Origin of the sequence: Kitasatospora sp. NPDC059327 (genome assembly GCF_042752535.1) — a bacterium.
In the GTDB taxonomy this organism is placed as follows: Bacteria; Actinomycetota; Actinomycetes; order Streptomycetales; family Streptomycetaceae; genus Kitasatospora.
Genome location: NZ_JBHYYB010000009.1, coordinates 129,252 through 141,929 on the forward strand (window position 1 = coordinate 129,252; position 12,678 = coordinate 141,929).

Here is a 12,678-nt window from a genome sequence, read left to right on the forward strand (position 1 = left end):
GCCCGGGGGTGCCAGAGTCGGTACCGCGGCCGGTCGGCGCACCACCAACAGCCCGCTCCACCAGGCATTTTCAGCCCGGCGGCGGGCCCGTGGGGGCACCGACGTCCCGGCGGCCCCAGCCGCCCGCCCGGCGCCCCGGCCGCACCTCCACCCACGAGGTGAGCACCCTCACACCCTTCGCAACACGCATCCCCGGGAGCGGATCATGACCCAGTCGGTACGGCAGCAGCAGGAGCGACGGGCGGCGGAGCTGGCCGCCCGATGGGCGTCCGACCCCCGGTGGGCGGGCGTCGAGCGTGGCTACACCGCGGCCGACGTGGTCCGGCTGTCCGGAACGGTGCGCGAGGAGCACACGCTGGCCCGGCGCGGCGCCGAGCGGCTCTGGGCGCAGCTGCACGAGCGGGACTACCTGCACGCCCTCGGCGCGCTCACCGGCGGCCAGGCCGTCCAGATGGTGAGGGCCGGGCTGCGGGCGATCTACCTGTCCGGCTGGCAGGTCGCCGCCGACGCCAACCAGGCCGGCCAGACCTACCCGGACCAGAGCCTGTACCCGGCCAACTCGGTGCCCCAGGTGGTGCGGCGGATCAACAACGCGCTGCTGCGGGCCGACGAGATCGACGCCGCCGAGGGCAACGACGGCCCGGACTGGCTGGTGCCGATCGTCGCCGACGCCGAGGCCGGCTTCGGCGGCCCGCTGAACGCCTTCGAGCTCACCAAGGGCATGATCGCGGCCGGCGCGGCGGGCATCCACTACGAGGACCAGCTCGCCTCCGAGAAGAAGTGCGGCCACCTCGGCGGCAAGGTGCTCGTCCCCACCGCCCAGCACATCCGCACCCTCGACGCGGCCCGTCTCGCCGCCGACATCGCCGACGTGCCGACGGTGATCGTGGCCCGCACCGACGCGCTCGCCGCCACCCTGCTGACCACCGACGTCGACGAGCGCGACGCCCGGTTCTGCACCGGCGAGCGCACCGCCGAGGGCTTCTACCGGGTCGAGCCCGGCATGGCCCCGGTCATCTCCCGCGGTCTGGCCTTCGCCCCGCACGCCGATCTGATCTGGGTGGAGACCGGCACCCCGGACCTCGCCCAGGCCCGCGAGTTCGCCGAGGCGCTCAAGGCCGAGTACCCGGACAAGATGCTCGCCTACAACTGCTCGCCGTCCTTCAACTGGAAGGCCGCCCTGGACGACGACCGGATCGCCAAGTTCCAGCGCGAGCTGGGCGCGATGGGCTACCGCTTCCAGTTCATCACGCTGGCCGGGTTCCACGCGCTGAACCACTCGATGTTCCAGCTCGCCAAGGGCTACGCGGAGCGCGGCATGACCGCCTACGTCGACCTCCAGGAGGCCGAGTTCGCCGCCGTGCCGGACGGCTACACCGCCGTGAAGCACCAGCGCGAGGTCGGCACCGGCTACTTCGACGCGGTCAGCACCGCGCTCAACCCGAACGCCGAGACGCTCGCGCTGGCCGGCTCGACCGAGGCCGAGCAGTTCCACTGAGCCACCCCGGCGGTCTCGTCGGGGACGAGCCGCCTTCCGCCCCACCGCCCGGGGCCTCGTTGAGGGACGAGGCCCCGGGCCCTGCCCTCCGGAGACCGCAGATGACCACGACCGGCCGCATCACCGTCCTCGGCGCCCCCGAGGACCGCTTCGACGAGATCCTGACCCCCGGCGCCCTGGAGTTCGTCGCCCGCCTCGACCGCGCCTTCGCCGGCCGCCGCGCCGAACTGTTCGCCGAGCGCGCGCGCCGGGCGGCCGCGCTGGCCGCCGGCGCCACGCCGGACTTCCGCCCGGAGACCCGCGCCGTCCGGGAGGACGCCTCCTGGCGGGTCGCCGGCGCCGGGCCCGGACTGCACGACCGCCGGGTGGAGATCACCGGACCGCCCGAGCGCCGGATGACCGTCAACGCGCTGAACTCCGGTGCGCGGGTGTGGCTGGCGGACTTCGAGGACGCCACCTCCCCCACCTGGCACAACCTCGTCTCCGGGCAGCTCAACCTGCTCGACGCGATCGAGCGCCGGATCGACGACACCACCCCGGAGGGCAGGCGCTACCGGGTCGGCGACGCGCCCGCCACCATCGTGGTCCGCCCGCGCGGCTGGCACCTCGACGAGGCCCATCTGCTGGTCGACGGCCGGCCGGCCGCCGGGGCGCTGGTCGACTTCGGCCTCTACCTCTTCCACTGCGGAAAGCGGCAGATCGACCGGGGCAGCGGTCCGTACTTCTACCTCCCCAAGCTGGAGAACCACCTGGAGGCCCGGCTCTGGAACGACGTCTTCACCTTCGCCCAGGCCGAGTTGGGCATCCCGCGCGGCACCGTCCGGGCCACTGTGCTGATCGAGACGATCACCGCCGCCTTCGAGATGGACGAGATCCTCTACGAGCTGCGCGAGCACGCCGCCGGTCTCAACGCCGGCCGCTGGGACTACCTGTTCAGCCTGATCAAAAACTTCGCCGACCGGGGGCCCCGCTTCGTGCTGCCCGACCGCGACCGGGTCACCATGACCCAGCCCTTCCTGCGCGCCTACACCGACCTGCTGGTCCGCACCTGTCACCGCCGCGGCGCCCACGCCATCGGCGGCATGGCCGCCGCCGTCCCCGGCCGGGACCCGGCCGCCAACGCGGCCGCGCTGGCCAAGGTCCGGCTCGACAAGGAGCGCGAGGCCGGCGACGGCTTCGACGGCTCCTGGGTCGCCCACCCCGGCCTGGTCGCCACCTGCCGGGAGGTCTTCGACGCCGTGCTGGGCGAGCGGCCGCACCAGCTCGACCGGAGCCGCGAGGACGTCGAGGTCACGGCCGTCGACCTGCTCGCCGTGCAGCGCCTGCCCGTCGGCCTCCCGAGCGAACAGGGCGTGCGCTCCAACGTGGCGGTGGCCCTGCGCTACCTGACCGCCTGGCTCGGCGGCACGGGCGCCGTCGCCGTCCTCGGCCTGATGGAGGACGTCGCCACCGCCGAGATCGCCCGCTGCCAGCTCTGGCAGTGGCAGCACCACTGCACCCGGCTGGCCGGCGGCTCGCTGGCCACACCGGACCTGGTGCGGCGGCTGATCGTGGCCGAACGGGCCGCGCTGCTCGCCGAGGGCGCCGACCCGGCGCTGGTCGACGACGCGGTCCGGGTCCTGGAGGAGACCGCCCTCGGCGCGGACCTCCCCGCCTTCCTCACCACCGAGGCCTACGCCCGCCACCTGGTCCGCGTCCGCACCGCGGCCTGAACCGCCCCGAGCAAGGAGACAGCGACATGGACGAGATCCGACGGGTGGCCGTGGTCGGCGCCGGACAGATGGGCTCCGGCATCGCCGAGGTGTTCGCCCGCGCCGGCCTGGACACCGTGGTGTGCGAGCGGGGGCCGGACGCCCTGCGCGCGGCCCGCGCGCGCATCGACCGTTCCCTGCACCGCGCGGTCGACCGCGGCCGGCTCGACCCGGCCGGGCGCGAGGACGCCTGGGCGCGCCTGCTGTTCGCCGACGACCTGGAGGCCCTGGCCGACCGCCAGCTGGTCGTCGAGGCCGTGGTGGAGGACGAGGCGGTGAAGACCCAGGTGCTCGCCGCCCTGGACAAGGTGCTGGCCGACGACCGGGCCGTGCTCGCCACCAACACCTCCGCCGTCCCGGTCACCCGGCTCGGCATCGCCACCGGCCGCGCCTCGCACGTCCTCGGACTGCACTTCTTCAACCCCGCGCCGGTGATGCCGCTGGTCGAGGTGGTCGCCTCGCTGCACACCGACCCGACCGTCCTCAACCGGGTGGAGGACTTCGCCCAGGGCGTCCTAGGCAAGCACGTGGTGCGCTCCCGCGACCGGGCCGGCTTCGTCGTCAACGCCCTGCTGGTGCCGTACCTGCTGTCCGCGATCCGGATGGCCGAGGCCGGCCACGCCACCGCCGGGGACATCGACGCCGCCATGGTCCACGGCTGCGCCCATCCGATGGGGCCGCTCGAACTCGCCGATCTGATCGGCCTGGACACCGTCCTGGCCATCGCGCGGGCGCTGTACGACGAGTTCAAGGAGCCGCTGTACGCGCCCCCGCCGCTGCTCGCCCGGATGGTCGAGGCCGGCCTGCTCGGCCGCAAGTCCGGCCGCGGCTTCCACCCGCACCGGGCGGCGGCCTGAGCCGGCCGGGCGGCGGGCGATCGACAGCGGGCGGCGGGCCGCGGATGGCGGCCGCGGGCGGCGGGCAAGGACCGCGGGCCGTGGGCGGCGGCCGAGGGCGGCACAATCACTGCATGCAGCACATCATCCTGATCGGCATCGGCGCGGGCGATCCCGACCACCTCACCCTGCAGGCGGCCAAGGCCCTCGCCCGCACCGACGTCTTCTTCATCCTCGACAAGAACGAGGAACGACAGGACCTCATCCGGCTGCGCCGGCAGATGCTGGCGGAGCACGCCCGGCCCGGCCACCGCGTGGTCGAGGTCCCGGACGCGGAGCGGGACCGCACCACCCCGGCGTACACCGCGGCCGTGGACGACTGGCGCATCCGCCGGGCGGACCTGGTCGAGCGGCTGATCGCCGAACACCTCGGGCCGGACGAGACCGGCGCGTTCCTGGTCTGGGGCGACCCGAGCCTCTACGACAGCGTCATCGCGGTGGTCGACGAGGTGCTGGCCCGCGGCGGCGGCTTCGGCTACGAGGTGATCCCCGGCATCAGCAGCGTCTCGGCGCTGGCCGCCCGGCACCGCACCACGCTGACCCGGGTCGGCCGCCCGGTACAGATCACCACCGGCCGCCGCCTCGCCGCGGGCTTCCCCGAGGAGGTGGACGACGTGGTGGTGATGCTGGACGGGCGGGCCGCGTTCACCGAGATCGACCCCGAGGGCCTGGAGATCTTCTACGGCGCCTACCTCGGCACCCCGGACGAGATCCTCGCCGCCGGACCGCTCGCGCAGACCGCCCCCCGGATCCGCGAGCTGCGCGAGGAGGCCCGCGCGCGCAAGGGCTGGATCATGGACACCTATCTGCTCCGCCGCTCGGAGAGCTGACCCACTGTGCGGTGCTCCCCCCGGGGGGAGCACCGCACGGTGGGTCCGGACCGGGTCCGGCGGGCGCCGCGCGGGCGTTCGGACCCCTGGCCCACACCGGTCGGGCGTTCAGACCCCGGCCGCGACCGGGCGGCGGGACAGCGCCTCGGCGGCCTTCGCGGTGGCGTAGAAGGAGACGGCGAGCATGAGGGCCAGGGCCGCGCCGGCGGCGAAGACGCCGCCGGAGGAGACGGCCTTCGCGCTGCCGGCCTCGGTCCGGGCGGACCCGGCGATGAAGGGCAGGACCACCAGCACGGCCACGCCGAGGACGACCTCGCCCCAGACGACCTTGGGGAAGTGCCGCAGGGTCAGGTGCAGCAGCGAGGAGGTGTCGTCGGCGCGGCGGGCCCGGGCGATCCGGGGCATCAGCCAGAACTGGTTGAACGCACCCGCGGTGACGAGGCCGGCGACCAGGAGGATCTTGACCAGCAGGGCGATGCCGTAGCCGGTCGTCCACAGCTGGGAGATCGCGCCGACGTGCTTCCAGCTGAGCCAGAGGCCGGAGACGGTGACCGCGCCGACGCAGACCATGGCGACCAGGCTGAACCGGCGCCACAGCTCGGCCCAGAGCAGGCCGGCGTCGTCGCCGAGGCGGCCGCGGGTGCCGGCGAGGGCGACCAGCAGGGCGAGGCCGCCGAGCCAGACGGTGCCCGAGACGATGTGGGTCTGGTCGAAGGCCAGGTCGAGCCACTTGTCCAGGTCGACGGGCTTGGTGGCGGGAACGGCCGCGATCAGGGTGACGGCGAGGGCGAGCGGCAGCGCGGTGAGGGCCACGGCGTCGGCGTGGCGGCGGACGGCCGGTACGAACAGGGCGGCCAGGACCGCGGCCGTCACCAGCAGGACGGCGTTCTGGACCAGGTACACGGTGCCCTGGGCGATCCAGGCGCCCTTGGCGGCCGGGGCCTGGAGGTAGTCCCAGAGCCGTCCGGGCGCGAGGGCGTCGCCGAACGGCATGCCCTTGCCGGCGCGGGCCAGGCGGGCGGCGAGCTGGAAGTACCCGGCGATCAGCAGCACCACCCCCGTCCAGGCCAGGTAGGTCGCCGATCTACTTCGCAGCACCTCGGCGTTCCGGCCTTCGGTTTCCGCGGCGCGCAGCGCCGGGCGGACGGTGGTGGCGTAGGTGACGGTGGCACCGATGGCGCCGCTGAGGCCGAGGAAGTAGCCGGTCTTGGTGAGGAGGCGCCAGCTCTGGGGCATGGCGTAGGCGGCCGTGTTCGCGGCCAGAAGGGCGTGATCCATGAGGTGAGGCTAACCTAAATAAAGAGACTGTAAGCCATCGGGACGACATCAGACGTTCCATCGTCATCTTCTTGTGAGCTACCGGCCGGTCGGCGGGCCGAGCCGCCCCCTCGGCGACGTTCCACCCGCTGGGACGGGGGCGGGCAGCCCGGGGCCGGCCGGGTGGGCAGGTCCCGGGCCGGCCCGGTGGGGACGCCCCCGGGCGCCGGGTCAGGCGCCCGCCGGCACGGCCTCGGCGGGCGCGGCGGCCTCCTTGCGGCCGAGGGCGAGGCCGTAGCGGCGCAGCAGGAGCACGGCGGTGGTGGCGAGGCCGACGAGCAGGCCCAGCCAGAGGCCCCTGGTCCCGCCGTCGAGCGGGTAGGCGAACAGCCAGGCGGCGGGCAGACCCACCAGCCAGTAGCCGACGAGGGTGATCCGGAAACCGCTCCGGGTGTCGTCGAGGCCCCGCAGCAGGCCGACGCCGATGTTCTGGGCGCAGTCGAAGAACTGCAGGACGGCGACGACGACGAGCAGGCCGGTGGCGATCCGCAGACCCGCCTGGTCGGCCGGCGCGTCGGGGTCGAAGAAGGGCCGCAGCACCAGCTCGGGCAGCACCAGGTAGACGATGCCCACCAGCGCCGTGACGGCGGCTCCGCAGGCGAGCGCGGTGTTCTTGATCCGGCGCGCGGCCGGGTACGCGCCGAGGGCCAGTTCGCGGCTGACGTTGATGGAGGCGGCGTGCGAGAGGCCGACCGCGACCTGGAAGACGATGTAGATCAGCTGGTTGACGGCGGTGTGCGCGGCGAGCGCGGCGGCGCCGAAGCTGCCCGCGAGCAGCGCGGTGACGGAGAAGAACCCGGCTTCGGAGCCGTAGGTCGCGGCGATCGGGGTGCCGAGGCCGAGCAGCCGCCGCACGGTGGGGACGTCGGCGCGCCAGAAGTCCAGGCTCAGCAGCGGCGCGAGCAGCGGGTCACGGCGGGCGCTGGCGTAGAGGGCGAGGAAGGAGAGCAGGTAGACGCTGCTGGTGGCGACGCCGATGCCGGTGAGGCCGAGTTCCGGCAGGCCCCAGGTGCCGTGGATGAACGCCCAGTTGAGGGCGGCGTTGACGGCCACCGAGGCGATGGTGATCTGCAGCAGGGCCTGCGGGCGGCGCATGCCGACGCTGAACTGACGGATCGCCTGGAACCAGAGGCAGGGCAGCAGGCCCGGGGCGAGGGCGACGAGCATGGTCTGCGCGCGGTCCGCCACGGCGGCGTCCTGGCCGAGCAGGCCGGCGGCCTGTCCGATCAGGACCATCAGGACGGCGCCGGCCAGGCCGGCCAGGGTGGCGACGGCCATCGCGGCCCGCACCAGGTCACGCACCTCCGCACCGGGGTCGCCGGGGTCTCCGGGGTCGCCGGGGTCGCCGGCCGCGCCGGGGTCGGGGTCCGTACCGCTCCCGCCGGGTCCGTCCACGCCGGCCCGTTCGGCGCGGGCGGCGGCCGCGGCGACCTGGTTGCCGACCGAGGTGACCAGGCCGACGCCCATCGTGCGCAGCTGGTTGAAGACGACCAGGGCGAGCCCGCCGGCCGCCAGGGCCTCGGTGCCGAGCACGCCCATCATGATGGTGTCGGTGGTGGTCAGGGCGACTTGGGCGAGTTGGGTGAGGGCGAGCGGGACGGCGAGGGCCGCGAGGGCCCGGCTGTCGCGGGCGAGGGTGGCGAGCTGCTGCATGGCGGGGTCACGTTCCTGGAAGTCAGGGCCTGCGGAGTTTGGTGAGGGCCTCGTCGATCTCGGCCTCGACGGCCGGGACGAGGAGATCGCGGGCGTTCATCCACTCGTCGTCGAAGACGGTGTCCATGTACTTCTCGCCGCCGTCGTTGATGAACGCGACCATAACGGAGTCCGGCGCGAGGGCGGGCAGCCGGGTCAGGGCCTCGTGGACGACGCCGCCGGCGGAGCCGCCGATCAGCAGACCGGTGCGGCGGGCGACCACCCGGGCGGTGGCGAAGGCCTCGATGTCACCGACCTTGACGCCTTCGTCGATGAGGTCGTAGTCGACGAGCAGTCCGATGCCGGCCCCCTCGGGCGTGCCGGTGCCGGACTGGTAGTAGTCGTGGGCGGGCGGGCCGAAGGCGATGGACCCCTTGGGTTCGACACCGATCACGCTCAGGCCGGGGACGGCCTTCTTCAGTTCGCGGGCGGTGCCGCACAGGCCGCCGCCGGTGCCGACCGCGCCGACCAGCACGTCGACCCGGCCGTCGAGGGCCTGGGCGATCTCCCGGCCCACGGCGTAGTACCCCACCGCGTTGCTGGGGTTGTTGTGCTGCTCGGTGAAGAAGGTGTTCTCCCGGCCGCGGGCCATCTCCTCCGCGAGCTCCTCACGGGCGGCGGTGTGCAGCTCCTCCCCGCCGTCCCCGTCGACGTGGACGAGGTCGGCGCCCATCGCCTTCATGCCGCGCAGCTTGTCGACGGCGGCGTGGTTGTCCACCACGGCGCTGAAGCGGTAGCCGCGCTCGGCGGCGACGACCGCCAGCCCCAGACCGGTGTTGCCGGAGGTCGACTCGATGATGTGGCCGCCCTCGCGGAGCTCGCCGCGTTCCTCGGCGTCGAGGACCATCTGACGGGCCATCCGGATCTTGGCGCTGCCGGTGGGGTTGAACATCTCCAGCTTCAGCAGGAGACGGGCACCGTTGTCGGCGCGGGCGAGTTCGAACAGCGGGGTGTAGCCGATGAGGTCGGATATCCGGGTGACCACCGGCGGGCGGTGCAGGGCGTCGTTCATGCGGGGCTCCGTGGGGACGGCGAGAGCGGGGACGGCGGGCGGTGCGGGCGGTGCGGGGACGGCGGGCGGTGCGGGCGGTGCGGGGACGGCGGGCCGGGGTCAGCGGTCGAGCCGCCAGCGCGGACGCGCGCTGCCCTCCGGGTGGTCGATGACGACCTTCGGCGGCAGCGGCAGCTCGTGGAACGGGGACTCGTTGGAGTCCATCTGGTAGCCCGCGGTGTTGGGGTAGACGAGCAGGTCGCCCACCCGGGGCCGGGCCGGGAAGGCGATCTTGCGCCAGGTCAGCAGGTCGGAGTCGAGACAGCTGGCACCGCCGACGCAGGCCGGGAACGGCTCCGCCGGGCCGGCTGCGGCGTGGTCGCCCAGCAGCACCGGGTCGGGCAGGTACTCGCTGTTGAACCACTGCTCGGACAGGCTCAGGCTGGTGCCGTCGACGGTGACGATCCCGTAGCCGGCGCGGTCCTTGACGCCCTGGACCTGGAAGACGGACGATCCGGCGCGGTCCAGCAGGGCGCGGCCGGGTTCCAGCAGCAGCCGCACCCCGGCCCGCCGCAGCCGTTCGGCCAGGCTCGGGCCCGTGCCGCCGGGGCTCGCGGCGAGGATCGCGCGCAGCGCGTCGGCCCCGGCGACCGGTGAGTGGTACGGGTAGAAGTCCTCCGGGGCGAAGGCCTTTCCGGCGTGGTAGTGGCCGGGGCCCTGCTCGGCGAGGAAGGTCTGCCAGGCGTCCGCGGCGACGTAGTCGACGGCGAAACCGCCGCCGATGCTGATCCGGTCCGCCGGCAGACCCAACACCCTTGCCTTGAGGCAGAGTTCGACGACCTCGCCGGCGAGGTCGGTGCGCGGCCGCACCTCGTAGCCGGAGAGGTGGAAGCTGAAGCCCTCCATCCGGACGGTGTCCGGGGCGGCGGCACAGCGGCGCAGTGCCTCCTCCAGCTGGCCGCCGTCCAGGCCGAACCGGCTGCGGGGCTGGGCCGGCGGGTGGCAGCGGAGCAGGATCCGGGCGGGGCGGGCGTCGCCGAGGGCCAGCACCCGGTCCAGTTCGTCGAGCGCGTCGACGGCGATCAGCGCGCCCTGCCGGGCGGCGACGCGCAGCAGGTGCTCGGTCTTGGCGGGGCCGGTGACCACCAGGTCCTCGCCGCGCACGCCGTGGCCGAGCGCGTCGCGCAGCTCGCCCGGGGAGGCGACGTCGACGCCGGCGCCGGCCGCCGCGCAGCGGTCCATGAACACCGAGGCCTTGTTGGCCTTCTTGGCGTAGTGGACCCGGCCCTCGACCCCGGCCTCGGCCAGCGCGGCGTGGAAGGCGGCGAGGTTGGCGTCGAAGCGTTCCGGCAGCAGGTAGTGGAACGGGCCGCCCAGGCCGTGGGCGAGTTCGGGCAGCAGGCCGGCGGCCTGGATCCGGTCGGTGAGCGGGTCGGCGTGGGCGGGCAGGGTCAGCGCCACAGGGCCACCTCGGTGCCGAGGCCCTGGGCGGTGGCGAGCTGGGCGAACCGGTGGCCCAGCGCGATGTCCGTGACGACGAGGCCGCTGTTGTAGGCGAAGATCCGCTGTTCGGGTGCGGTGCGGGCCTTGGAGACCCCGGAGAGGACGACGGGCAGCTCCAGGTCGACCGTCGGGAAGGCGCCGTTCTCGTCGGCCATGTCGGTGCCGGTGACCCGCATCTGGGCCTCGCTGGTGGCGATCACCCGGTCGGCGCGGTGCAGCGTCGAGGGGGCGAGGCCGTGGCCGACCAGGATCGACACCGCGCCGGGCTTCAGCCAGTCCGCCTCCACGGCGGCGGTGGTGTGGCCGCCGGCGGTGGCGACGAGGACGTCGGCGTCCCGGGCGGCCCGTCGGAGGTCCTCGACGAGCTCGATCTCGCGGTCGGGGAAGTGCCGGGCGAGTTCGGCGCGGACGGCGGCGATGCCCTCGGGGTGGGTGCCGGACAGCAGCAGCCGGTCGAGCTTCGGCAGGGTGGTGAGCAGGAAGGGCAGCGCGAGCCGGCCCTGGGTACCGGTGCCGATCACCAGGGCGGTGCGCGCGTCCGGCGCGGCGCACTCGCGGGCCAGCAGGGCGGAGACCGCCGGGGTGCGCAGCGAGCCGATCCGGGAGCAGTCCATCATCGCGACCGGCAGGCCGGTGACGTCGTCGTAGATGGTCAGCGTCGTGTAGTAGTGCTGGTTCTCGCGGCTCTCGTGCAGTCCGTGCTTGTAGGAGGTCTTGATCGCGACGACGTTGCGGGAGCCGTCCCGGCCGAGCATCGCGTAGGAGACGGAGTGGCCGTCGGCGGGCTTGACGGTGAGCTTGCGCGGGTTGTCGGACCGGCCGGCGGCCAGGGTGCGGTAGGCCTGTTCGACGGTGTCGACGACGTCGGCGAGGGAGATGTCCAGGCCGGCGAGGTCGCTGGTGGAGAGTACGCGCAGGGTGGTGTCGTCCCGGTCCACGGGGGTCCCCTTTCGAGGTGGTGGGGCTGAGGGTGGGCGGGGCCGGAGGGCCCGGGCGGCCCGGTTCGGGCGGCCGCGTCGGGTCAGGCGGCCCAGGCGGTGAGGGCGGCCTGGCCGTAGCCGTGCTCGTCGTGCTCGGCGAGCGGCCGGGTGGGCCGGCCCTCGACGCGGACGGAGGCGCGCTTGAGCCAGCGGTCGGTGCCGTCGTAGCGGGCCCGGAACGGGACCCGGCCGTGGACGACGATGTCGTTGTCGACGACCAGGACGTCCCCCGGCTCCAGTGCGACGGCGACCGAGACGCGGGCCAGTTCCTCGCCGAGGTGGCCGTAGGCCTCGCGCCACGCCTCGTCGGTCTCCTCCAGCGGGGTGTAGGCGGGGTCGTACCGCATGGTCAGGCCCTCGGGCGAGTCGAAGAGGGTGGGCACCGGCGCGGGCCGGCCGGCGAAGTGCCGGGCCTGCTCGTAGGCGTCGTCGGGCAGGATCGGCGCGACGGGGCGCTTCAGCCGGGCGAGGTCGTCCCCGGCGAGGTCGGTCAGGCGCACGCTGGCCGCCGTGGTGGCGATCCCGTCGTGGTTGCGCAGGCAGCAGAGCAGCAGCAGGTGGGCCCGGCCGGGGTGGAAGGCGTCCTCGGTGTGCGGGGTGAGCAGGACCGAGCTGGAGGCGCCGGTCTGCTCGCTCTCGTGGCCGGGCGACGGGATGATGTTGTGCACGAACCGGCCGTCCTGCTGGCCGTCCCAGGCGATCGGGGTGCCCATCAGCGTGGAGACGAGCAGCAGCACCACGTCGTACAGCGCGCCGGCGTCGCCGACGCTGGACCAGTGACCCGGGGTCGGGCCCAGCCGCGGGTCGTCGACGTCCAGGCCGCGGAGCACGAAGAGTCCGTCGGCGGTGTCGACCGGGCGCAGCGCGTGGCGCAGCGGCTCGCTGAGCCCGGCGCACCGCGCGGGCAGGTCGGCCAGCAGGGCGGGGCTGGTCGAGGAACCGTGCAGGGCCAGCAACGTGGCCGCGGTGGCGGTGAGTTCCGCGGCGGCCTCGGTGTCGAGGCGGCGTACCGGGGCGGGGCAGGTGGGCACGGTGGCACCTTCCGGGCAGGCAGGAGGAGCGCGGGCATGCGGCATCGCCGCACCGGCTTGAGGGGGGTGACGGGAGAAACGCGAGTGGCGTCGGTCCGGCGCGGCTCGGGCTGCCGGACACCAGGAACGTAACAACGACTGTGAGGTAAGGCAACCCTCACTCGTATGATTGTCTACATTTACGTAGTC

At 74.1% G+C, this 12,678-nt stretch carries 10 protein-coding genes; 4 read left to right on the top strand and 6 right to left on the bottom strand.

The features are described 5' to 3' along the window. Window positions 1-205: 205 nt before the first annotated feature. From aceA to cobF, 4 genes are all read left to right on the top strand, one after another. Window positions 206-1,498, top strand: coding sequence for an isocitrate lyase (gene aceA / locus ACFXHB_RS08940; RefSeq protein WP_380573170.1), 1,293 nt, complete (start codon window positions 206-208; stop codon window positions 1,496-1,498). A 101-nt stretch (window positions 1,499-1,599) separates the two neighbouring features. Beyond that, window positions 1,600-3,210 (top strand): malate synthase A, encoded by a 1,611-nt coding sequence (gene aceB, locus ACFXHB_RS08945; RefSeq protein WP_380573171.1) that lies wholly within the window; start codon window positions 1,600-1,602, stop codon window positions 3,208-3,210. A 26-nt stretch (window positions 3,211-3,236) separates the two neighbouring features. Next, window positions 3,237-4,106: a 3-hydroxybutyryl-CoA dehydrogenase gene (locus ACFXHB_RS08950; RefSeq protein WP_380573172.1), complete on the top strand. Its 870-nt coding sequence runs from the start codon at window positions 3,237-3,239 to the stop codon at window positions 4,104-4,106. A 113-nt stretch (window positions 4,107-4,219) separates the two neighbouring features. Next, window positions 4,220-4,975 carry a precorrin-6A synthase (deacetylating) gene (gene cobF / locus ACFXHB_RS08955; protein ID WP_380573173.1) on the top strand — a complete coding sequence of 252 codons (756 nt, stop codon included), beginning with the start codon at window positions 4,220-4,222 and terminating at the stop codon, window positions 4,973-4,975. Between the two features lie 108 nt (window positions 4,976-5,083). Here the strand turns inward: cobF and ACFXHB_RS08960 are convergent, their stop codons facing one another. The 6 genes from ACFXHB_RS08960 to ACFXHB_RS08985 all read right to left on the bottom strand — a co-directional run bounded on the left by ACFXHB_RS08960 (window position 5,084) and on the right by ACFXHB_RS08985 (window position 12,489). After that, entirely contained in the window at window positions 5,084-6,253 is a 1,170-nt protein-coding gene (locus tag ACFXHB_RS08960) for a CopD family protein (RefSeq protein ID WP_380573174.1), read from the bottom strand. Window positions 6,254-6,463: 210 nt separating this feature from the next. After that, entirely contained in the window at window positions 6,464-7,945 is a 1,482-nt protein-coding gene (locus tag ACFXHB_RS08965; RefSeq protein ID WP_380573175.1) for an MATE family efflux transporter, read from the bottom strand. 22 nt (window positions 7,946-7,967) lie between these two features. Further along, window positions 7,968-8,996 (bottom strand): cysteine synthase family protein, encoded by a 1,029-nt coding sequence (locus ACFXHB_RS08970; protein WP_380573176.1) that lies wholly within the window; start codon window positions 8,994-8,996, stop codon window positions 7,968-7,970. Between the two features lie 99 nt (window positions 8,997-9,095). After that, a complete protein-coding gene (locus ACFXHB_RS08975) occupies window positions 9,096-10,436 on the bottom strand; it encodes a Y4yA family PLP-dependent enzyme (RefSeq protein ID WP_380573177.1) in 1,341 nt (446 codons plus the stop codon). After that, window positions 10,427-11,416, bottom strand: coding sequence for an ornithine cyclodeaminase family protein (locus ACFXHB_RS08980; RefSeq protein WP_380573178.1), 990 nt, complete (start codon window positions 11,414-11,416; stop codon window positions 10,427-10,429). The genes ACFXHB_RS08975 and ACFXHB_RS08980 overlap by 10 nt, the downstream gene beginning before the upstream one ends. Window positions 11,417-11,499: 83 nt before the next feature. Next, window positions 11,500-12,489 carry a TauD/TfdA family dioxygenase gene (locus ACFXHB_RS08985; protein WP_380573179.1) on the bottom strand — a complete coding sequence of 330 codons (990 nt, stop codon included), beginning with the start codon at window positions 12,487-12,489 and terminating at the stop codon, window positions 11,500-11,502. Window positions 12,490-12,678 lie beyond the last annotated feature (189 nt).

Excerpts from the sequence above, each read along its gene's own strand:
- cobF (WP_380573173.1), top strand. The coding sequence starts at position 4,220 with ATGCAGCACATCATCCTGATCGGCATCGGCGCGGGCGATCCCGACCAC.
- ACFXHB_RS08950 (WP_380573172.1), top strand. The coding sequence starts at position 3,237 with ATGGACGAGATCCGACGGGTGGCCGTGGTCGGCGCCGGACAGATGGGC.
- ACFXHB_RS08970 (WP_380573176.1), bottom strand. The coding sequence starts at position 8,996 with ATGAACGACGCCCTGCACCGCCCGCCGGTGGTCACCCGGATATCCGAC.
- ACFXHB_RS08960 (WP_380573174.1), bottom strand. The coding sequence starts at position 6,253 with ATGGATCACGCCCTTCTGGCCGCGAACACGGCCGCCTACGCCATGCCC.
- aceB (WP_380573171.1), top strand. The coding sequence starts at position 1,600 with ATGACCACGACCGGCCGCATCACCGTCCTCGGCGCCCCCGAGGACCGC.
- ACFXHB_RS08965 (WP_380573175.1), bottom strand. The coding sequence starts at position 7,945 with ATGCAGCAGCTCGCCACCCTCGCCCGCGACAGCCGGGCCCTCGCGGCC.
- aceA (WP_380573170.1), top strand. The coding sequence starts at position 206 with ATGACCCAGTCGGTACGGCAGCAGCAGGAGCGACGGGCGGCGGAGCTG.